At 37.1% G+C, this 20855-nt stretch carries 18 protein-coding genes, 2 pseudogenes and 3 other annotated features; of the genes and pseudogenes, 5 read left to right on the forward strand and 15 right to left on the reverse strand.

Features of this window, described 5'->3' with window-relative positions:
- Positions 1-26: 26 nt before the first annotated feature.
- The 8 genes from F0362_RS22380 to zapA form a co-directional block, all read right to left on the reverse strand.
- Positions 27-485, reverse strand: coding sequence for an NEAT domain-containing protein (locus F0362_RS22380; RefSeq protein WP_000476174.1), 459 nt, complete (start codon positions 483-485; stop codon positions 27-29).
- 23 nt (positions 486-508) lie between these two features.
- Positions 509-1207, reverse strand: coding sequence for a heme uptake protein IsdC (isdC, locus tag F0362_RS22385; RefSeq protein ID WP_000714743.1), 699 nt, complete (start codon positions 1205-1207; stop codon positions 509-511).
- Between the two features lie 488 nt (positions 1208-1695).
- Complete coding sequence (gene brnQ, locus F0362_RS22390; RefSeq protein WP_000842656.1) at positions 1696-3021, reverse strand: branched-chain amino acid transport system II carrier protein BrnQ6; 1326 nt, start codon at positions 3019-3021, stop codon at positions 1696-1698.
- A gap of 114 nt (positions 3022-3135) precedes the next feature.
- Positions 3136-3391: a binding site (T-box leader), on the reverse strand.
- Between the two features lie 108 nt (positions 3392-3499).
- On the reverse strand, positions 3500-4189 hold the full coding sequence (locus tag F0362_RS22395) for a 23S rRNA pseudouridine(2604) synthase RluF (RefSeq protein WP_149889971.1): 690 nt from the start codon (positions 4187-4189) through the stop codon (positions 3500-3502).
- A gap of 193 nt (positions 4190-4382) precedes the next feature.
- Positions 4383-6743, reverse strand: coding sequence for an endonuclease MutS2 (locus tag F0362_RS22400; RefSeq protein ID WP_000893740.1), 2361 nt, complete (start codon positions 6741-6743; stop codon positions 4383-4385).
- Positions 6744-6762: 19 nt separating this feature from the next.
- Positions 6763-8481: a DNA polymerase/3'-5' exonuclease PolX gene (polX, locus tag F0362_RS22405; protein ID WP_149889972.1), complete on the reverse strand. Its 1719-nt coding sequence runs from the start codon at positions 8479-8481 to the stop codon at positions 6763-6765.
- A gap of 55 nt (positions 8482-8536) precedes the next feature.
- Positions 8537-9076 (reverse strand): CvpA family protein, encoded by a 540-nt coding sequence (locus tag F0362_RS22410; protein WP_000565405.1) that lies wholly within the window; start codon positions 9074-9076, stop codon positions 8537-8539.
- Positions 9077-9078: 2 nt separating this feature from the next.
- Complete coding sequence (zapA, locus tag F0362_RS22415) at positions 9079-9348, reverse strand: cell division protein ZapA (RefSeq protein ID WP_000082703.1); 270 nt, start codon at positions 9346-9348, stop codon at positions 9079-9081.
- Positions 9349-9471: 123 nt separating this feature from the next.
- Between zapA and rnhC the strand changes: the two genes are divergently transcribed.
- Positions 9472-10407, forward strand: coding sequence for a ribonuclease HIII (gene rnhC / locus F0362_RS22420; protein ID WP_000071617.1), 936 nt, complete (start codon positions 9472-9474; stop codon positions 10405-10407).
- A 168-nt stretch (positions 10408-10575) separates the two neighbouring features.
- Here rnhC and F0362_RS22425 read toward each other — a convergent pair whose 3' ends face one another.
- The 6 genes from F0362_RS22425 to F0362_RS22450 form a co-directional block, all read right to left on the reverse strand.
- Positions 10576-10710, reverse strand: a complete 135-nt coding sequence (locus tag F0362_RS22425; protein ID WP_000039591.1) for a YuzL family protein — start codon at positions 10708-10710, stop codon at positions 10576-10578.
- Between the two features lie 82 nt (positions 10711-10792).
- On the reverse strand, positions 10793-11695 hold the full coding sequence (locus tag F0362_RS22430; protein WP_000503915.1) for an SDR family oxidoreductase: 903 nt from the start codon (positions 11693-11695) through the stop codon (positions 10793-10795).
- A 177-nt stretch (positions 11696-11872) separates the two neighbouring features.
- Positions 11873-13264, reverse strand: a complete 1392-nt coding sequence (asnS, locus tag F0362_RS22435) for an asparagine--tRNA ligase (protein WP_000432186.1) — start codon at positions 13262-13264, stop codon at positions 11873-11875.
- 52 nt (positions 13265-13316) lie between these two features.
- Positions 13317-13568, reverse strand: a binding site (T-box leader).
- Positions 13569-13744: 176 nt separating this feature from the next.
- Positions 13745-16165 (reverse strand): phenylalanine--tRNA ligase subunit beta, encoded by a 2421-nt coding sequence (gene pheT, locus F0362_RS22440; RefSeq protein ID WP_000498175.1) that lies wholly within the window; start codon positions 16163-16165, stop codon positions 13745-13747.
- Positions 16166-16183: 18 nt separating this feature from the next.
- Positions 16184-17218 carry a phenylalanine--tRNA ligase subunit alpha gene (gene pheS / locus F0362_RS22445; protein ID WP_000388217.1) on the reverse strand — a complete coding sequence of 345 codons (1035 nt, stop codon included), beginning with the start codon at positions 17216-17218 and terminating at the stop codon, positions 16184-16186.
- A 43-nt stretch (positions 17219-17261) separates the two neighbouring features.
- Positions 17262-17490 (reverse strand) — a binding site (T-box leader).
- Between the two features lie 62 nt (positions 17491-17552).
- Complete coding sequence (locus F0362_RS22450; protein ID WP_002039772.1) at positions 17553-18350, reverse strand: TrmH family RNA methyltransferase; 798 nt, start codon at positions 18348-18350, stop codon at positions 17553-17555.
- Between the two features lie 82 nt (positions 18351-18432).
- Between F0362_RS22450 and sspI the strand changes: the two genes are divergently transcribed.
- From sspI to F0362_RS22465, 3 genes are all read left to right on the forward strand, one after another.
- A complete protein-coding gene (gene sspI, locus F0362_RS22455) occupies positions 18433-18642 on the forward strand; it encodes a small acid-soluble spore protein SspI (RefSeq protein WP_000009509.1) in 210 nt (69 codons plus the stop codon).
- Positions 18643-18818: 176 nt separating this feature from the next.
- Positions 18819-19376 carry an HD domain-containing protein gene (locus tag F0362_RS22460; protein ID WP_001189005.1) on the forward strand — a complete coding sequence of 186 codons (558 nt, stop codon included), beginning with the start codon at positions 18819-18821 and terminating at the stop codon, positions 19374-19376.
- A gap of 139 nt (positions 19377-19515) precedes the next feature.
- Entirely contained in the window at positions 19516-20229 is a 714-nt protein-coding gene (locus F0362_RS22465) for a CPBP family intramembrane glutamic endopeptidase (RefSeq protein ID WP_061529679.1), read from the forward strand.
- A gap of 27 nt (positions 20230-20256) precedes the next feature.
- Here the strand turns inward: F0362_RS22465 and F0362_RS31455 are convergent.
- A pseudogene (locus tag F0362_RS31455) lies at positions 20257-20412 on the reverse strand (DUF4179 domain-containing protein); the annotation flags it as partial.
- 71 nt (positions 20413-20483) lie between these two features.
- Here F0362_RS31455 and F0362_RS22475 point away from each other — a divergent pair.
- Positions 20484-20844 (forward strand): annotated as a pseudogene (locus F0362_RS22475) (ammonia permease).
- Positions 20845-20855: the final 11 nt, after the last annotated feature.

Consider the following 20855-nt stretch of genomic DNA (forward strand, 5'->3'; position numbering starts at 1 on the left):
AATAACGCTCCTTTATAAAAAATTAATTATTTAACACTGTTCCCATCAAATACAAAGCGAATATCATATGAAGCATTGTAATTAATAATTGGGATATTAATTTTCACCTTGCCGTTTAGTTTTTTTGACAAGTCAGCAACTTCAAATTCTACAACTCTAGTATTATCTGTTTTGTTTTCACTTAACACGGTTGTTTCTATAAATTGACCATCTTTTTCTACTTGGAAACTTTTAATAGAAGAACTATCTTTCACTTTAAATGAAACATATTGTTTTCCATTTTTAACTGTTAATGTTGCTGGGCTTTCAAAATAACTATTCATTCTAGATGATTCATCTTTATCGCCTTTCCATACAGTAAAAGCAATATTATATTTCCCATCAGCTAGTTTTGTAGCAGCCTTTGCATCTTGTGAACCTAGTGTTGCGATAAACGTAAATAAAACAGCAAATACGGCAATAATCATTTTAAATTGTTTAAACATATATTCATCACCCTTCGAAATATTTATTTGTTTAGCTTCGCTTTACGAATTAAGAAAACACCTGAAACAAGAAGTAACGCTGCAAAGAATCCGATACGTGCTTCGTCTCCCGTTTTTGGATTATCTGTTTTTTCAGCTTTTCCACTCTCATTTGTTTCTTTATTCGCTTCTTTATTCTCTACTTTCGTTTTTTCTTCTTTTACTTGTGTATCTGTTTTCGCTTGGTCATTATTTTTTGTTGCAGCAACTACACCGTTATCGCCACCTACAGCTTTTACATTTGCATCAAACGCAAAACGAATTGTATAGTGGTGGTCATAGTTTGCACTTGGTACAACAACATGAATTTTTACTCCCAACGGCTTTGATAGATCATCAACTTTAAATTCAACCGTTCTTTTATCAGCCCCTTCGTCCTTACTCACTACTTTTGCATCAACAAAATTTCCATTCTCCGGTGCTTTAAATTCTGTAATCCAAGCACTATGGTTCATTGGAACTTGAACTTTCATCTCACCATTTTTTACAACTAACTTAGCTGGCTTTTCAAAATAATCATTTGCCATTGAAGCTGACTCGTTTTCCGCTTTTTGTATTACGTAGTTAATATCATACGTACCGTCAGCTAATTTTGCTGAAGCTTGTCCGAACGGCACTACAAGAAAAGCTAGCATACATACAAATGTCATAATAAAAGCGGGTAATACAGAAAACTTTTTCATTTTTCTTGTTTCCTCCTTGTTTATCTTGCATTTCACTTTTTAAAAATGATAATTATTCTCAATTTATAAGAAAAAAATAACCTTTTCCACCTATATTTAATTAGCATTCTTTTATGTAACATAAGTATTATTGATTATCATTCTCATTGAATATTAAAAATAATATCTCACCCTATTCCTTATACGAAGGCATAGAAACTGAGAAAAAATTATAAAACTTATTCATTGATTATCATTCTCAATATAAATCAAAAAAAATAAACTATCCCTTTTCCTCTTCTTTCACCTCTTCCCATAACAACACTATAGTTATAGAAACCCCTTTCCTTCACTTCCCTTCCAATATTTCCACAACTAAGTCAATCTTAGCCTACTCATAAATTTTTTGTCAACTATATTACGTATAAAATTTTTAATATCTGAATTTCTCTATATGTGGCTTTTTCTACAAAAAAAAGAGACTTTCTATTATAGAAAGCCTCTTTTCTCTATTTTTCTACAGCAATTTCCTGCTTTTGAAACTTAGAAACTATATAACCAAATCCTATACCGATTATGCCTGGAACTAACCAACCAATTCCTACACTATATAATGGAATTTTATCTAAAATAGGTGCTAATGCTGCAATTTGAAGGTTTGCATTGTGTAATCCATCAAAGAAACTAATTGCGAACGCTCCTACAATACCACCCACATACATCGCTAATGGAAGACGAACGTAGTTTTCAACAAGTGATAATACGATAAGAACGATTCCAATTGGATAAATGGCGATTAAGATTGGTAATGCTAATGCGTTTAACTGCGTTAAACCAAGATTGGCTACCATAAATGCTAGTACACAGAAAATGAAAACGACTTTTTGATATGAAAGCTTTGGTAATAAGGAAGAGAAATATTCTCCACAAGCTGCAACAATACCTACAGAAGTTGTTAAACATGCTGCTGTAATTGCGATACCTAGTAATAATGTTCCGTAACTACCAAATAAATGATTTACAACGTTTGTTAAAATAATGCCTCCGTTTGCGCCCATTCCAAGCGATACACTAGAAGCTCCAAGATACGCAAGCGCTAAATACACAAGTAGTAAACCAAGTGCTGCAATAAATCCTGCAAAGATTGTTACTTTCGCAATGCTATTCTTATTTGTAACACCTTTTGCTTTTAAAGCATTAATGACAACATTTCCGAAAACAAGTGCTGCCAGTCCATCTAAAGTTAAATATCCGTCAATAAAACCTTTGAAAAGAGGAGCACTATACGCTTCTGTCGGTGAACCAAATTCTCCAATTGGTGTAATAAGTGCTTTACCTACAATAATTGCAATAACAGCTAATAAAATTGGAGTTAACACTTTACCGATGCGTCCCACTAATTTTGAAGGATTTAAAGCTAAATAGAAAGTTACCGCAAAGAAAATAAATGTAAAGATAACAAGTGGATAGGATTGGCTAGCTATCTCACTTGGTAAAAATGGTGCAACACTCATTTCATAAGCAACTGTCCCTGTACGCGGAACGCTTACGAATACGCCTAAGCATAAATAAATTGCAGTGATAAAAACAAGTGCGAAGATAGGATGCACACGTCCTGCTAGCTCATTAATATCTCCCTTTAGAGCTATAACGATTACCCCTAATAAAGGCAATCCAACACCTGTTACGATAAAACCAAATAACGCGATCCATACATCTGTTCCAGCACCTTGTCCTAACGCTGGTGGAAAAATCATATTACCTGCACCGAAAAATAGTGCAAATAACATTAAACTTATTGCAAACATCTCAGAAAATTTTAAAGATGATTTCATTTCTACTAACCTCCTAAATAATTAATTGACAAAATATTCTGAATTAAAATCCGTCAAATCTCCTCTTTCAAGCATACTTCCCCGTAAAAGAACGCAAAAAACACCCGTCCCTAACAAAGGGACGAGTGTTGAAATCGTGGTTCCACCCTTATTCTAATAAAATGAATTTATAACGAAATAAGCTCATTTTATAGCTCGTGTAAATTGATAACGGTTTTATCCGCCAAGAATTACAATGCATCATGCATGCAGTTCACTCTTGAAGTTTAGAGGTGGTAAGATTGTCTTTTCGTATTAGGAAGCTCACAGCCTAAGGCTTCCCTCTCTGAGAATCGTAGAAAACAACTCATGTCCTCATCATTACTTTTATAAAATATCTTGTCGAAACTTGTTGTTTTTTATTATATGGGCTATTTTTTAAAAAATCAATAGTTTTATTTTTTCTGACAAAAAAATATAGGGAGAAAATTTTTCCTCCCTATAACTGCCCTATTAAAATTTCTAACTCTTCAGCTGTAACGCTCCGCCACTTTCCCACTTCAAGCTCATGTAATTCTATATTCATAATGCGCACTCGCTTTAGCTTTGTTACAGTAAACCCGAAAGCACGGCTCATTCTACGAATTTGCCTGTTCATTCCTTGTGTTAAAACGATGCGAAATGTAGATTGGCCGACTCTCGTCACTTTGCATGGCTTCGTCATTCCATCTTTAATCTTTACACCGCTGGACATCTCATCAATAAACCAATCTGTAAAAGGTTTATCTACCGTCACAACGTATTCTTTCTCATGCTCGTGATCTCCGTGTAAAATTTGATTCGCAATCGCGCCATCATTCGTTAATAAAATAAGTCCTTCCGATGCTTTATCTAATCGTCCAACGGGAAAGATTCGCTCTGGGTAATTGATATAATCAATAATATTATCTTCAATATGATCGGCTGCTGTACAAGTAATTCCAACTGGTTTATGAAAAGCGATATACACCTTTTCTTTCTCTTCTTTTGCAATAACCTGCCCATCAATCGTTACAACATCATCATCGCTCACGAGAGCACCGTGCGTACAAATTTCGCCGTTAATAGCCACGCATCCAGCTTTAATAAGACGATCTGTTTCGCGTCTTGAGCAGGATTTTGCTTCGCTTATGTATTGGTTGATTTTCATATTTTGTTCCTTTTCGTATATTAAAAGCGTCAATCTATGGCAATATCATTATGCCACGATTGACGCTCCTTCACTTCGCAAAAACAACTAAATAAATAACCCCAATCACCAAAAATATTCCACAACAAGCTAACAATGCTTTTGCAAGTTTGTCCATAAACATATAATGGTTTCCCCTTCGTTTCGTTGTTTGCTATTTTAATTCGACAACTGTTACGCCTAGGCCTCCCTCGCCCATGTCACCGTAACGGTAGTTTTTCACGCCGCGATGTTTTTTCAAGTAATCTTGTACACCTTGGCGAAGCGCTCCTGTTCCTTTACCGTGAATGATTGACACACGAGGATAGCTTGCAAGCTGTGCATCGTCTAAATATTTTTCAACGCGCATCATTGCATCTTCGTAACGCTCACCGCGAAGGTCAAGCTCTAACGACACGTGATAATCTCTACCCTTCACACTTGCGACTGCTTTTTTCTCTGTTTGCTTCGGTGTATTAATGTATTCCATATTGGATTCTTTCACTTTCATCTTCAGAATACCAATTTGTACGCTCCACTCTGTATCACTTACTTTTTCAAGTAATTGACCTTTTTGACCGAACGTTAATACTTTTACTTCATCGCCTGCACGTAATTGTTGTTTTGGCGCTGTGTTTTTCACATTCACTTTTTGTTTTTTCACAAGCTCTGGCGCTGCACCTTCTAGGCGGCTCTTCGCTTCAATAAGCTCGTGATCTTTCACGTTTACAAGCTGCGCTTTGCGCAATTGACGAAGTTCGTGAATAATGCCCTCTGCTTCTTTCTTCGCAGCTTCGACTTTTTCTTCCCCTTCTTTTTGCGCTTTTAATAATTTTTCATCACGCTCTTCGTTAAATTCAATAATTTGACGCTGTAATTCACGATGAAGTTTTTCAGATTGCTTACGAAGCGCTTCTGCTTCGTTCCAGTCACGCTCTGCGTTCTTTTGACTTTCTTCTAACTTCGCAATCATATTTTCAATTTTATTTGTATCCGTACTAATATGGTTACGCGCTTGATCAATAACGCGATCAGATAATCCAAGGCGCTTCGAAATTTCAAAGGCGTTACTACGTCCTGGTACACCGATTAATAATTTATACGTTGGGCTTAATGTGTTCACATCGAACTCAACACTCGCATTAATAACTTGCTCACGGTTATATCCGTATGCTTTTAATTCCGGGTAATGCGTCGTTGCAACAACGCGAGCACCACGATTACATACTTCATCTAAAATTGAAATTGCTAGTGCAGCCCCTTCTTGCGGGTCTGTTCCAGCACCTAATTCATCGAATAAAACTAAGCTTTCAAAATCAGCTTTTTCTAAAATATCTACAATGTTCACCATATGTGAGGAGAACGTACTTAAACTTTGTTCAATCGATTGCTCATCACCGATATCAGCGAAAATATTTTTAAATACACAAATCTCTGACTCATCCATTACTGGAATATGAAGACCAGATTGCGCCATTAATACACAAATACCAACCGTTTTCAGCGTAACTGTTTTACCACCTGTATTCGGTCCTGTAATTACAATTGTTGTGAAATCTTTACCGAGCATAATGTTATTTGGCACAATAATTTCCGGATCAATAAGCGGATGACGCGCTTGTCTTAAATCCATGTAGCGCTCGTTATTTACGATTGGCTTCGTTGCTTTAATTCGCTTCGCATAAAAAGCTTTTGCAAAAATGAAGTCAAGATTTGCAACTACTTCTACGTTAGACAAAACAATATCAGCTTCTACTGCCACTTCTTCTGTTAACATTAATAAGATGCGTTCGATTTCTTGTTTTTCTTTCACACGTGCTTCTTGAAGTGCGTTATTTAATTCTACAATTACTTGTGGTTCAATAAATAACGTTTGTCCAGAAGCAGATTGATCGTGAACAATACCACCATATACACCGCGGTATTCTTGTTTTACCGGGATTACGTAACGTTCGTTACGGATCGTTACAATCGCATCAGATAACATCTTTTGTGCGTTTGAAGAACGCGTCATATTCTCTAACTTTTCACGAATACGGCTTTCCGCAGTACGAATTTGGTTACGAATACCACGTAGTTTATCACTTGCGCTATCGACTACTTCACCGCCATCACCGATACAATTTGTAATTTTCTTTTCTAAGTCATATAAAGATACAATTTGAGCGACGTGAGTTTCTAAAATCGGAAGCTCGACACCATTATCAACCATATCTTCGATAAAACGTTTCATATTGCGACTACCATACATCGTATTTGCAATATCAAGTAGTTCATTTGGGCTTAACATACTTCCGATTTTTGCACGCTTCACATTTGAGCGAACATCAGTAATACCACCTAATGGCGCACTCCCTTTTAAACGAATGACTTTCGCCGCTTCATCCGTCGTATCTTGTAGTTCTACAATTTCTTCAAAATCAGTGCTCGGTACTAAATTCTTCACTTTGTCACGACCAAGTGAAGAGGCTGTATGTTCAAGTAATTGTTCTTTTACTTTATTGTATTCTAATACACGCAACGTTCTTTCTAACATGTTGCAGGTCCCCCTTGTGTTACTTATTACGTTTAATATAGTCTAATAAACGTTCAATATCCCACGTGTTAATCACGTTATCTTTTTGAATCCAACCTTTACGTGCTGCTGCTACACCTGTTTCCATGTCTTCTAACATTTCAAGTGTATGAGCATCCGTATTAATCGCTACTTTTACACCAGCATCTTGTGCTTGTTTTAATAATTTCGCGCTTAAATCTAGACGGTTTGGATTTGCATTTAATTCTAAAACTGTATTTGTTTCTTTTGCGAGTTCAATTAATAAATCTGTGTCTACATCGTAACCCTCGCGACGTCCAAGAAGGCGTCCTGTCGGGTGAGCAATCATTGTAACATGTTTATTCTCAAGTGCAGCGCGAAGACGCTTCATAATCGTTTCACGGTCTTGTGAGAAGCTAGAGTGGATAGCTCCAATAACATAATCTAATTCTGCTAATACTTCATCATCAAAATCAAGTGATGCATCCGGTAAAATGTCCATTTCAATTCCGCGTAAAATTGTAATGTCTGAATACTTTTCATTCATGCGTTCAATTTCTTTCGCTTGTTCACGAAGACGCTCTTTCGTTAAACCGTTCGCTACTTTCAAGTATTGTGAGTGATCAGTAATCGCCATAAACTTATATCCACGGGCACGACATGCCTGTACCATTTCTTCAATAGAAAAAGCACCGTCACTCCACGTTGTATGCATATGTAAATCACCTTGTATATCAGAAAACTGAATTAAGTTTGGATACTCTTTAATTAATTCAATTTCTTTTCCATCTTCACGCACTTCTGGTGGGATAAATGGAAGACCGAAATGAGCAAAAAATTCTTCCTCAGTCTCGAATGTTTTTACTTCACCTGTTTCCAATTTCTCTACACCGTACTCACTAATTTTTTCGCCTTTATCTTTTGCAATTTGGCGCATTTTTACGTTATGGTCTTTTGATCCTGTGAAATGATGAAGCGTTGTAATAAACTCTTCTGGTTTTACTAAACGGAAATCGATTGAAATATCATATTCGTATTGAAGACGAACAGAAACTTTCGTATCTCCACTTGCAATTACTTCAATCATATTATCGAATTGCAATAAATGTTCACGTACTGCTGCTGGTTCTGTCGTTGCAATAATGAAATCTAAATCCTTCACTGTCTCACGAACACGGCGTAAGCTACCAGCGCGAGAAAAACGAATTACTTCGGTAATATTCGACAACTTCTCCTCTATTTCCCCGGCAATAGGTAATATCATCGCAATCGGTAAACGTTCTGGACGAGATCCTACTTGATCAATTGCTTCTAATATCTTCTCTTCTGTTTTCTTACCGAAACCTGCTAAAGCTTGTACTTTATTTTCCTCACAAACAGCTTTTAACGATTCCATATCCACAACACCAAGTTCTTTGTATAACTTAGCTACCTTTTTACCACCAAGGCCCGGAAGTTTTAATAAAGGTAACAAACTGCTTGGCACTTCTTTTTCAAGTTCTTGTAATACTTCAGATGTTCCCGATTCTATATATTCTTGAATAACTGCTGCCGTTCCTTTTCCGATACCTGGAATCTTTGTGAAATCTTCAATTTCAGAAAGACTACGATCATCACTTTCTAGTGCTGCTGCTGCTTTACGAAATGCAGATATTTTAAATGGATTCGCACCCTTTAATTCCATAAAAAGCCCGATTGTCTTTAGTAATTTAATAACTTGTTTTTTATTTACTTTCATCATTGCCCCGCCTTTCTTTCATAGAAAAAAACTTCTCTTTCCGAAAAAAGAGAAGTTATACTCTGCTACCTGTCTGCCATAGCTCCTTCACCTTTTCAGAGAGAATCGGTGTATCGTCTACAATTATTTTGCTAATTGATGATTTTTGTAATGGTGTTTGTATTTGTTCAATCGGAAGAATATTTCCAACAATAATTAAAACAAACAAAATAATATATACTTCTAAAAATCCGAGGATTGCCCCCGCAAACGCATTTACTTGCTTTAACACCGGTATTTCTGCAAACATATTTAACAAATTACCAAGTAATGAAAGTGCGATTTTTGTAATAATAAATAATACGATAAACGCAATTGCTTGATAAAATACTGTCTCAATATTATTTGCATCAATCCATTCTGGAACAGATACATTTTTATCAAATGGATACGGAATAAATTTCGCAAGTGCTGGCGCTAAATCTTTACAGTACCAGTATGCAACAAGGTATGCGATAATAAAGCTTGTTAACTTTACAAGTTGTAAGATAAAACCTCTGCGTAATCCGAGGAAAAATCCCATAACAAGCAGTAAAATGATAATAATATCAATCATGTTTATTCCATTCCTTTTTTTGTCATACTTTCTTTCAACTTCTCATGTTCTTCTTTTAATTTTATGTAATCGTGTATGACGTTTACCGCCGTCAATACCGCTAGTCTACTCGTATCAAGCGAAGGATTCTTGGCATTGAGTTCGCGCATTTTATCATCCACAATCGCTGCTACCATGCGGATATGACTTGTACTTTCATCGCCAACAACTGAATACTGTTGGCCATATATTTCTACATTAATTCGACTTTTATTTCCCTTTTGTTGTGACAACTCACCGGCCTCCAATCACGTACAGAATCCTAAAGTTTATCATACCATGAACCATCATAATATGGAAACAGAAAGAACAATCCGATATGATAAAAATAACAATATAAAAAAGGAGCGACCATTTTGTCAAATTCTATCGTAATACAAACAAGTTCTACAGTAATTGAAGACATGAAACAACAATATAAACAAGCACTTAGCTCAAAAATTCCGCAAGGCGGTATCTTTATGGCAAAGGTGCCATCTTGCACGATTACAGCATATAAATCTGGAAAAGTAATGTTCCAAGGTGGACGTGCTGAAGCAGAAGCTTCTCGTTGGCAAACTGTCTCTCAAACACCGAAAACAACTGTAAAAAAATCGGTCGATTCTCATCGTTTTGCACCGCCTGCTTCCATCGGTACAATGTCTATAGCAGGATCAGATGAAGTAGGTACTGGTGATTACTTCGGACCGATGACAGTAGTTGCTGTATATGTGGACGCAAAACAAATTCCACTTTTAAAAGAACTTGGTGTAAAAGACTCCAAAAACTTAAACGATGCTCAAATTACCGCTATTGCAAAACAACTACTTCACGTTGTTCCTTACAGCTCTCTCGTTCTTCATAATGAAAAATATAACGAGCTATTTGATAAAGGAAATAATCAAGGTAAGCTAAAAGCTTTACTACACAATAAAGCCATTACAAACTTATTAGCGAAAATTGCTCCTACAACACCAGAAGGCATCTTAATCGACCAATTTACGCAACCTGATACATACTATAAGTATTTAGCAAAACAAAAACAGGTACAGCGTGAAAATGTTTACTTCGCTACGAAAGGTGAAAGTGTTCATTTAGCTGTTGCCGCCGCTTCCATTTTAGCTCGTTACTCATTCGTAAAACAATTTGATGAACTAAGTAAAAAAGCTGGTATGCTACTTCCAAAAGGTGCTGGTAAACAAGTTGATATTGCCGCTGCTAAATTAATTCAAAAAGTAGGTAAAGAAAGATTACCTGAGTTTGTAAAACTGCATTTTGCTAATACAGAGAAAGCGTTTCGCTTATTGAAATAGTATCGACAAAAACAGGGGCTTACAAACTCCTGTTTTTTGTTTCATGTGTTCTCGATTCAATGTAATTGCATTTACTATTTTCCTCTCCTAACTATATCGCTAAATTAACTCATTTTTAGTAATTCCCCTATAAAAAAGGAGAGCCGCCAAGACTCTCCCTTTTTTATATTAGCTTCGTTTCTGCTTCTTATTTGATGAAGATACTTTATGAGAACCAGTTTCATGTGTTGTTGTCCCTTGCCCTTCCACTTCTGGAGAACCTAGGATTGATCTTGAATGGTCTTTTTTCACTTTTTTACTCATTGCACTCACCCCCAAGGTTACTTTTTACTTAAGGGTAAAAAACTATTCAACATAATAATCTGAACATATACTCGCTACTCTTTTACTCTCGTGTTTGGTTTTCGCTTATGTCCCATAGACGCTTTGCTGCATCCTTATCCAAGGCAGCTTCAGACATTTCCCCTACTTGTTTATCGGCATAGTAATAACCACTCTGATTAGTAAATCCAGTTGATTCTGCTAGCCATACTAAAGTTTCAGCACCTTTCTCCGGCGTACGGGAGAAAGGTTTCATTGCTGCCATAGTTAAGCGAGCAGCTAGACCATTATCCTGGTTAAAATTCGTATTCACTAGCCCCGGGTCAAAGCTATAAGCACTAACACCCGTTCCCTCCAACCGCTGTGCCAATTCAGAGGTGAATAAAATGTTAGCTAGTTTTGTTTGTGCATAACGCATTGTAGGACCGCCCATGAACTTCTTAATACCGCGATACAGTTGTTCTGCATCTAGATCATCGAAATCAATTCCCTTTTTAGCCATTTTGTGACCGTGAGATGCAGTGGTAATGACGCGAGCAGGAGCACTTTCTTTTAAACGCTCCAACAACAAATCTGTAAGTAAGAATGGACCTAAATGGTTTACCGCCCAGGTCATCTCCAAACCGTCTTCTGTAATTTGCCTTGTTTGAAATAAAGCACCCGCATTATTTACTAATATATCAATTCTCGGACATCTTTCTAAAATATTGGTAGCTACCTGGCGTATAGATTGTTGGGAAGACATATCAGCGAAAAATATATCTACCACTGCATTCCCATCCGTTATATTTTCAAGTTGAGTCATAACATCATTCGCTTTTGCTTCATTACGTGCAATGATTCCTAGCTTAGCACCGCTTTTTGCAAACACCTTAGCTGCCGCTAATCCAATACCACTTGTTGCACCAGTGATTACTATATACTTGTCACGCAATGTCCACTTTGTATGACTTGGAATTTCCCCCATTGTATAAAAACCCCTTCCCTATATAAATGTCGCATTCGTTTTACTTATATATGAAGTGGGAATTGAACTATGAATAACATCTTTTCTAGTCGTGAAATACTTTATAAAGTTCAGGTTGCAATTACAACCTTTCTCAATAAAAAAAGCGAGAGCAGTTGCTCTCGCTTTTTTTATATCTTAAAACTCAGAAGAACCTGGAGTTCTTGGGAATGGAATTACGTCACGGATGTTAGCCATACCAGTAATGTACATTAGGAAGCGCTCGAAACCTAGACCGAATCCAGCGTGTTTTGTACCGCCGTATTTTCTAAGTTCTAAGTACCACCAGTAGTCCTCTTCGTTCATGCCTAGTTCTTTAATTCTTTCTACTAAAACGTCCATTCTTTCTTCACGTTGACTTCCGCCAATTAATTCGCCGATGCCAGGAACTAGAAGGTCAGTAGCAGCTACTGTTTTACCGTCTTCATTCATACGCATATAGAACGCTTTAATGTCTTTTGGATAGTCTGTTACGAATACAGGGCGTTTGAAGATTTCTTCTGATAAGTATCTTTCATGCTCTGTTTGTAAGTCAATACCCCATTCTACTGGGTATTTAAAGTCAGCACCTGATTCTTGAAGTACTTTAATTGCTTCTGTATAAGTGATACGACCGAAGTCAGAGTTAATCACATTGTTCATGCGCTCTAGAACTGTTTTATCAACGAAGCTGTTGAAGAAGTCCATTTCTTCTGGTGCATGTTCTAATACATATTTCATTGCATATTTCAGCATATCTTCTGTAAGATCCATTACATCGCCTAATTCAGCAAATGCAATCTCAGGCTCAACCATCCAGAACTCAGCTGCATGGCGAGTTGTGTTTGAGTTCTCCGCACGGAATGTAGGTCCGAATGTGTATACATCACGGAATGCTAATGCATAAGCTTCAGCGTTCAGCTGTCCACTTACTGTTAAGTTTGTTTCTTTACCGAAGAAGTCTTTTGATTCATCAACTTGTCCGTCTTCACCTTTTGATACGTTGTTTAAATCTTGCGTTGTTACACGGAACATTTCGCCAGCACCTTCTGTATCACTACCAGTAATGATCGGTGTGTGAACATGTACGAATCCACGCTCTTGGAAGAATTGGTGAATCGCAAATGCTGCGATAGAACGTACGCGGAACGTTGCAGAGAATGCATTTGTTCTTGGGCGTAAGTGAGCGATTGTACGTAAGTATTCAAACGTATGACGCTTCTTTTGAAGTGGGTAATCAGAATCTGATAAGCCCTCGATATCAATTTTTTCTGCTTTAATTTCAAATGGTTGCTTCGCTCCAGGCGTTGCAATTACTTTACCTTCTACTTTAACTGAAGAGCTAAGTGGAAGTTTTGCAATTTCTTTGAAGTTCTCTAATTCTGTATCGAAAACGATTTGAACGCTTTTGAAGAAGCTACCGTCGTTTAATTCGATGAAACCAAATGCTTTTGAATCACGTAAGTTACGAATCCACCCTGATACTTGTACTGTTTGATCTGCATACTTTTCTGTATCTCTATACAGACTTTTTACTAATGTGTTTTCCATAGTGAAATTCTCCTTTGCTGATATATTTAAATACAAAAAAACCTTTCATCCATAAAGGGACGAAAGGTTAAACTTCGCGGTACCACCCAATTTGTCATAAAGACCAACTTTAACTCGTATGTAATACATACTTCCCGGTTTGTAACAGGCCGGATTCCCGTCTAAGTCTACTCTTGAATACAAGATTCAATTTCGGTTAGCAACTCCAAGGTGTTCTTCACATATACCGCCTCATCAGGCTCTCACCGTCCCTGACTCGCTATGGATTATAGTATATACTACTTTTCCTTATCATCGTCTTTCATTTTGTTAAACTAAAATTAATGTACTACATTCGAGGGAAAGATGCAAGACACCAGAAAATATATCAGCGATTTTCGCAATATATCGACCGTAACTTCAAATATATCGGCAATTTTTATAATATATCGACAATCGCATCATAAAAAAAATTGCCGGAATAGATCCGGCAATTTCTTATTACTTACGTAACTCCGCACCAAATTTCTCTTCTACCGTTGTTAATACACGGTTATGTGCTTCTGTTACTTCTTCGTCTGTTAACGTACGTTCTGCATCGAAGTAAGTCATAGAGAATGCAAGTGATTTCTTGCCTTCTTCCATTTTTTCACCTTCGTATAAGTCGAATAGTGTTACGTCTTTCAGAAGTTCTCCACCAGCTTCAGCAATGACTTGCTTCATTCCGCCAGCTTTTGTTTCTTTCGTTACAACAACAGCCATATCACGTGTCATCGATGGGAAACGTGGGATTGGTAAGTAGTAAGTTTCTTCCACGTCTGCACCGAATACTTTTACAAGAGATAGTTCGAATACGAATGTATCTTTCACATCCAATTGTTTTTGCGATTCTGGATGCAATTGACCGATGAATCCAATTACTTCGCCATCTAATACAATGTCAGCTGTACGGCCTGGGTGCATACCTTCACGTTTTGCTGGTGCATATGCGATTTGGTTTGCAACGCCAAGTACGTCGAATAATCCTTCTAGCACACCTTTCATAACGAAGAAGTCTACTACTTTCTTCTCGCCTTGCCATGCATGGTGAAGAGCAAGACCTGTCATAACACCCGCAAGATGTTGTTCTTCTTTCGGAAGTTCTCCTGCTTCTGTCGGTAAGAAGATAGAACCTACTTCGTATAGAGCAACACTGTCGTTTTTACGTGCAACATTGTATGAAACTGCTTCTAACAATTGTGGCACTAAGCTTAAACGAAGTTGACTACGCTCTTCACTCATTGGAAGCGCAAGATTTACAGGAGCTTTTTCGTTCGGCTCAACCATATATTGTTTCGCTTTGTCAGCGCTTGTTAATGAATATGTGATTGCTTCATATAAACCAGCACCTTCTAAGAAGCGACGTACTTTACGACGTTTCGTTTGTGCTGATGTTAATTTACCACGTGTCATCGTTCCAGAAGGTAATGTAACTGGAATGTGATCATACCCATACAGACGACCCACTTCTTCTACTAGGTCTTCTGAAATTGTAATATCAGGACGACGTGCTGGTACATTTACATGGAATGTTCCTTCTACTTCTGTGAATGGGAATTTCAAGTTTGTGAACATTGTACCCATTTCACTTGCAGAAATATCTGTACCTAATACACGGTTTACTTTTTCAGCCGTAACAGATACTGTACGCTCTTGTACTTGTAAGTTATCAGCTTCTACTACACCTTCAAGTGCTTCTCCGCCAGCATATTTCGCCATTAAAGCAGCTGCGTGTTGAATTGCTTCAAACGTACGTGTTGGATCAATTCCTTTTTCAAAACGTGCACTTGATTCACTGCGAAGACCTAAGTCTTTTGATGTACGGCGCACTGTTTGACCTGCAAAGTATGCAGACTCGATTAAAACGTTTACCGTCTCATTTGTAACTTCAGAATCAGCTCCGCCCATTACACCAGCAACCGCTAAAGCTTTTGTGCCGTTTGTAATTACAAGATGATGTTCTTGTAACGTACGCTCTTGATCATCTAACGTTTCAATTTTTTCGCCTTCTTTTGCAAGACGAACAACGATTTCTTTTGAACCTAATTTATCGTAATCGAATGCATGTAACGGTTGACCGTATTCCATTAAAATGTAGTTTGTAATATCAACTACATTGCTAATTGGACGAATGCCAGCTGCCATAAGGCGCGTTTGCATCCACATTGGTGATGGACCAATCTTTACGTTCTTCACCATTTTTGCAATATATAATGGGTTTTCTTCTTTCGCTTCTACACTTACAGAAATGTAGTCAGAAGTTTTTTCTGCTGTTTCTTGTAAGTCGATAGCTGGAAGTTTTACTTCACGGCCGTAAATAGCAGCTACTTCATATGCAACACCTAACATGTTTAAGCAATCTGCACGGTTTGGTGTTAAACCAAGCTCAAGTACTTCATCATGTAAGTTTAAAATTTCAAGTGCATCTGCACCAACTTCAGCGTCACTTGGGAAGATGAAGATACCATCTGCGTATTCTTTTGAAACTAACTTTCCATCAATGCCAAGCTCTTGAAGAGCACAAACCATACCATGAGAAGCTTCACCGCGTAGTTTTGCTTTTTTAATTTTGAAGTTACCAGGAAGTACAGCGCCAACTTTTGCAACTGGTACTTTTAAACCTTTTGCAATGTTAGCAGCACCACAAATAATTTGAACTGGTTCTTCTTCACCGATATCGATTAAGCATTTGCTTAACTTATCAGCTTCTGGGTGTTTTTCACACTCTAATACGTGACCAACTACAACACCTTTTACACCTTTATTTAATACTTCAACACCTTCTACTTCAATACCACTTTTCGTGATTTTGTCTGCTAGTTCTTGTGCTGTTACATCTTTAATATCTACATACTCTTGTAACCAACGATATGATACGAACATATTTATCCTCTCCTTCCCTTACGCTCGTTTGAATTGTTGTAAGAAACGTACGTCATTTGTATAGAAATGACGAATGTCATCTACGCCGTATTTCAACATTGCGATACGTTCTGCGCCCATACCGAATGCGAAACCTTGATATTCTTTTGAATCATAACCAGCCATTTCAAGTACGTTCGGGTGAACCATACCTGCGCCTAAAATTTCAATCCAGCCAGTTCCTTTACAAGTGCCACAACCTTTACCGTGACACATCATACACGAAATATCCATCTCTACAGATGGCTCTGTGAATGGGAAGAAACTTGGACGAAGACGGATTTCACGGTCTTCACCGAACATCTTTTTCACGAATACTTGCAGTGTACCTTTTAAGTCACTCATACGAATGTTTTTATCAATTACAAGACCTTCAATTTGCATGAATTGGTGTGAATGCGTCGCATCATCGTCATCGCGGCGATACACTTTACCAGGACAAATAATTTTGATTGGGCCTTTTTCTTTGTTATTTTCCATCGTGCGTGCTTGCACAGAAGATGTATGCGTACGTAGTAACGTTTCTTCTGTAATGTAGAATGTATCTTGCATATCACGCGCTGGATGATCTTTCGGTAAGTTTAATGCTTCGAAGTTGTAGTAGTCTTTTTCTACTTCTGTTCCTTCAGCTACTTCGTAACCCATACCGATGAATACATCTTCAATTTGTTCAACAACAGCTGTTAACGGATGGTGACAACCTGTTTCAACAGGACGACCTGGCAAGGTAACATCAATTGTTTCAGTAGCTAATTTCGCTTCAATTACTGCTTTTTCTAAGTTACCAATTTTGTCATCTAAACGCGTTTGAATCGCTTCACGTACTTCATTTACTAATGCTCCCATACGTGGACGCTCTTCCGCTGATAATTTTCCCATGCCGCGTAATACTTCTGTAATTGGGCCTTTTTTCCCTAAATACGCTACGCGTACGTCATTTAAGCCCTTTAGCTCTTTCGCTTCTTCAATAAGCTCTAACGCTTTTTGCTTTAGCTCTTTTAAACGTGCTTCCATTTGGAACCCTCCTAATTTTAAAAATAAAAAAACCTCGCTCCCAAAAAGGGACGAGGTAAATTCGCGGTACCACCCTAAATTGACAGAACAAGTCTGCCCACTCATTAGTTATAACGATCAATTCTGACCGGAACGCCTTTACATATACATGGTCCTGGCGTCAACTCCAGAGGTGAATTCACTTCCGTCTACCATAAGAATGCTTTCAGTCTACGGCATTCTCTCCCTATATGGCGATTTTGTCAGCTACTCTTCTCTATCAACGTTTTTCGTTATTTAACTTTTATTATATGTTCATTACGAACATGTACTTCAACTTATTATAAGAAGTTTTTTATTTGTTCGCAACCGGGCTTTGTAAATAATACGTTAAAATCCCTGCTGCAACCGCAACATTTAATGATTCTGCCCCGCCATAAATCGGAATATACAAGTTTTGATCCGTTTTCGCAAGAATTTCTTGGCGTACGCCGCTTCCTTCATTCCCTACAATTAATGCAAAACTTCCGGCTGGTGTTACTTCACCGTAAGGAGCTCCATTTTCAAGAGCTGTTCCATATACAGGAACACTATTTTCTTTTAACTTGTCTACCCATTCTTCTAAATTCCCTTTTACAATCGGTAAGTGGAAAATAGAACCTTGTGTAGAGCGCAGTACTTTACTATTGTAAACATCAACACAACCTTCTCCAAGCACAACGGCATGAATACCAGCTGCATCAGCTGTACGAATAATCGTTCCTAAATTACCTGGGTCTTGAAGGCCGTCTAATAAAAGAAATTTCCCATCAGTAAGAGCTACTTCTTTCTCATGCTTTTCACAGACAGCAAATACACCTTGTGTCGTTTCTGTTTCACGAAGTATTTTTACAATCGCTTCAGGCACGATATACATTTCAACATCATTCACTGTCCAATCTTTCGGAAGGTCTGTTTGATCTGAAACGATAAGTTCTGTTACAACTCCTGCCTTTAAAGCTTCCTCCACTAAGTGGAATCCTTCAACAAAGAACAACCCTTTTTTATCGCGTTCTTTTTTCGTTTGCAGCTTTTTCCACTGCTTCACACGCGGATTTTGTACTGAATCAATGTTTTTCATAATATGTATTTCCCTCTCTTCTTGTCTTATCATTATAGCCTATTTTTCATACATATTTACATAAAAAAGAACAAAAACTAACGTCAGTTTCAATTCTGAAGAAGAGGTGAAAGCAATGAGTTTTAATTTACGTGGTGCTGTATTAGCAAATGTATCTGGAAATTCACAAGATCAATTACAAGAAACGATTGTCGATGCAATTCAAAGCGGTGAAGAAAAAATGCTTCCAGGTCTTGGTGTTTTATTCGAAGTCATTTGGAAAAACGCTGATGAAAATGAAAAACACGAAATGTTAGAAACACTAGAACAAGGATTAAAAAAATAAACAATAAAAGGTCACCTTAGAAAAAACTAAGGTGACCTTTTATGTCTATAAAATTTTTCTTCTCCTAAACATTTCTACTTTACTAACGCTGATTGATGGAGTACAATGTTCAAAATACATTTAAACCGATCGATTTTTCTTCATATACATCATTAGATAAAAGGAGTGAATGTTTTATGCAACGTATTACGCTTGAACAAGTTTTTAAACACCACATTACCCAAAAATATGTGAACCGTTCTGGAATGGTCCACGCGATTGCTGTCGCTTACCATGCGTTTCACTTAGCCAAAAAGCATCACGCCTCAGTCGATGCTGCGACAAAAGCCGGTTTCCTTCACGATATCGGACATCATACATGGTACACAGGCGGCGAATGGGACTATGACTTATATAAAAAGAATGATATACATGCAATTAAAGGAGCGGAAAGAGCTCATAAGTTATTAATCCGATTAGGCGAACATCCGAAGCAAGCCAAAGAAATTTCTGTTGCAATTCTATTGCATACTGATTCTTTCCTAGTAGAACAATCACTTGAAAGAACACCTCTACAAAACACTATTAAGTGGGCAGATGAAGCAGACGAAGAACCAGGCGGCGCACACCACTATCGAACTATCTCTTATGAAAAAGCACTAAAAGCAATTCAGCAGTTAGATCGATTGGTAGAGCGTGAATTGCAAATAGAGCAATCAAAATCAAATAACAAGGCAGAACATAGTTATCAATGAGAAAGAGGCATCACTATAGGGTGATACCTCTTTTATTATTTTATGGAAAATACACCTTTATATGTAATATTTAAATGTTACATATAAAAATAAAACACTTTATAATTAAATATATAAATATAAAGAGGTGATTCTACATATGCAACCCACTACACAACTTCCTTATGAACAGAAATACTCTATGTCATGGGGACAATTCATTAGCTCCGTTTTATTTGCTTTTTTCGGAACTGGACTCATTACTGTGTTCCTCGCAATGCCCTTAACAATTTATACAGCCGGACTCGAAAATAAAAAACAAATTGCCCTGTATGAATCTATTGCAAATACTGCAAGTATCGGATTACAACTAACCGTGTTGTTATTCTTCATTTTTAAATTCGAACCCGCAAAAAATTTACTATTAAAATCTTTTAATTTTAAAGCACTGAAAGAATGGCGCACATACTTATACTTACTTCTTTTCTTCGCTATAAGCATCGTGCTCAATTATATCTTTTTAAAATATGTGTTCCAAGACGCAACAAAGCAACAAGCTTCTGCACTAAACTTAGACGTATTTGAACAGTATCAAATATTATTACTTATCGGCTTTGCGATACTCACCCCAATTTTTGAAGAACTTATTTTCCGTGGTTTTTTACTCCACTTTTTCTCTGAACGCTTTCCATTTTGGATTGCAGCAGTCTTAACAAGTTTCTTCTTTGGTATCGCTCATACATACTCACTCGGAGTAATGGTAATTACTTTCTTCACGGGATTATTAATGGCTATTTTATGCAAGAAAACAAAATCCATTATTCCAGCTATGTTATTTCATATTATGAATAATATGTTAGCATTCTTAAGTTAAAAAGAGGTATCATCGCGATACCTCTTTTTACTCTTTTATAACAACTTCAAACTCTTCTTCCGTTAGCACTTTTCGATAATTCGTTTTCTTTTCTCCTTCTTCACCAGAAGTTAGGACAGGCGTCAGTATAATTTTTGTTACACTATCCTCTAGCTTTTCAAATCGCCAATAACTATTTTTCGATTTTATTAATAATATCCAAAATAAACCTCATGTAGTAAAATATAACTTAATTCACATAAAAGAGTTTACATATGTTCAGTATTATTTGGATGCTTTTTACGCCACTTCTCTTACTATGCGGGATTGCTGGTGGTATTTTTTAATGGTAACAGAAATTAAACATCGGAAATTACTTGTTACCTTAATGGGGATTATTTGCTTTTCATTCGTTATAATGCCTTTTACTTTTTTTAAACAAAGGTATCAATGGAGAGAACGTTCTCCACATTCCACCTGTCCTATATTGGATGCTTTTCTCTCTAGCTGGTTTATTAGCAGGATTGAATGGGGTACATTCAAAAATTAAGAGTATACGCAACATGGGACTCATTATTTTCTCAATAGGACTGTTTGCAGCTATTGTCCATGCCTGATTCATATTTTATTCATTAAGGAGTTATTAC

This window comes from Bacillus sp. BS98, from assembly GCF_008432245.1.
Lineage (GTDB): Bacteria > Bacillota > Bacilli > Bacillales > Bacillaceae_G > Bacillus_A > Bacillus_A toyonensis.

Excerpts from the sequence above, each read along its gene's own strand:
- polX (WP_149889972.1), bottom strand. The coding sequence starts at position 8,481 with ATGAAAGTAAATAAAAAACAAGTTATTAAATTACTAAAGACAATCGGG.
- F0362_RS22460 (WP_001189005.1), top strand. The coding sequence starts at position 18,819 with ATGCAACGTATTACGCTTGAACAAGTTTTTAAACACCACATTACCCAA.
- brnQ (WP_000842656.1), bottom strand. The coding sequence starts at position 3,021 with ATGAAATCATCTTTAAAATTTTCTGAGATGTTTGCAATAAGTTTAATG.
- F0362_RS22430 (WP_000503915.1), bottom strand. The coding sequence starts at position 11,695 with ATGGGGGAAATTCCAAGTCATACAAAGTGGACATTGCGTGACAAGTAT.
- pheS (WP_000388217.1), bottom strand. The coding sequence starts at position 17,218 with ATGGAAGCACGTTTAAAAGAGCTAAAGCAAAAAGCGTTAGAGCTTATT.
- sspI (WP_000009509.1), top strand. The coding sequence starts at position 18,433 with ATGAGTTTTAATTTACGTGGTGCTGTATTAGCAAATGTATCTGGAAAT.
- F0362_RS22400 (WP_000893740.1), bottom strand. The coding sequence starts at position 6,743 with ATGTTAGAAAGAACGTTGCGTGTATTAGAATACAATAAAGTAAAAGAA.
- isdC (WP_000714743.1), bottom strand. The coding sequence starts at position 1,207 with ATGAAAAAGTTTTCTGTATTACCCGCTTTTATTATGACATTTGTATGT.
- F0362_RS22425 (WP_000039591.1), bottom strand. The coding sequence starts at position 10,710 with ATGAGTAAAAAAGTGAAAAAAGACCATTCAAGATCAATCCTAGGTTCT.
- F0362_RS22450 (WP_002039772.1), bottom strand. The coding sequence starts at position 18,350 with ATGATAAGACAAGAAGAGAGGGAAATACATATTATGAAAAACATTGAT.
- asnS (WP_000432186.1), bottom strand. The coding sequence starts at position 13,264 with ATGGAAAACACATTAGTAAAAAGTCTGTATAGAGATACAGAAAAGTAT.
- F0362_RS22410 (WP_000565405.1), bottom strand. The coding sequence starts at position 9,076 with ATGATTGATATTATTATCATTTTACTGCTTGTTATGGGATTTTTCCTC.
- F0362_RS22380 (WP_000476174.1), bottom strand. The coding sequence starts at position 485 with ATGTTTAAACAATTTAAAATGATTATTGCCGTATTTGCTGTTTTATTT.
- pheT (WP_000498175.1), bottom strand. The coding sequence starts at position 16,165 with ATGTTCGTATCATATCGTTGGTTACAAGAGTATGTAGATATTAAAGAT.
- F0362_RS22465 (WP_061529679.1), top strand. The coding sequence starts at position 19,516 with ATGCAACCCACTACACAACTTCCTTATGAACAGAAATACTCTATGTCA.
- F0362_RS22395 (WP_149889971.1), bottom strand. The coding sequence starts at position 4,189 with ATGAAAATCAACCAATACATAAGCGAAGCAAAATCCTGCTCAAGACGC.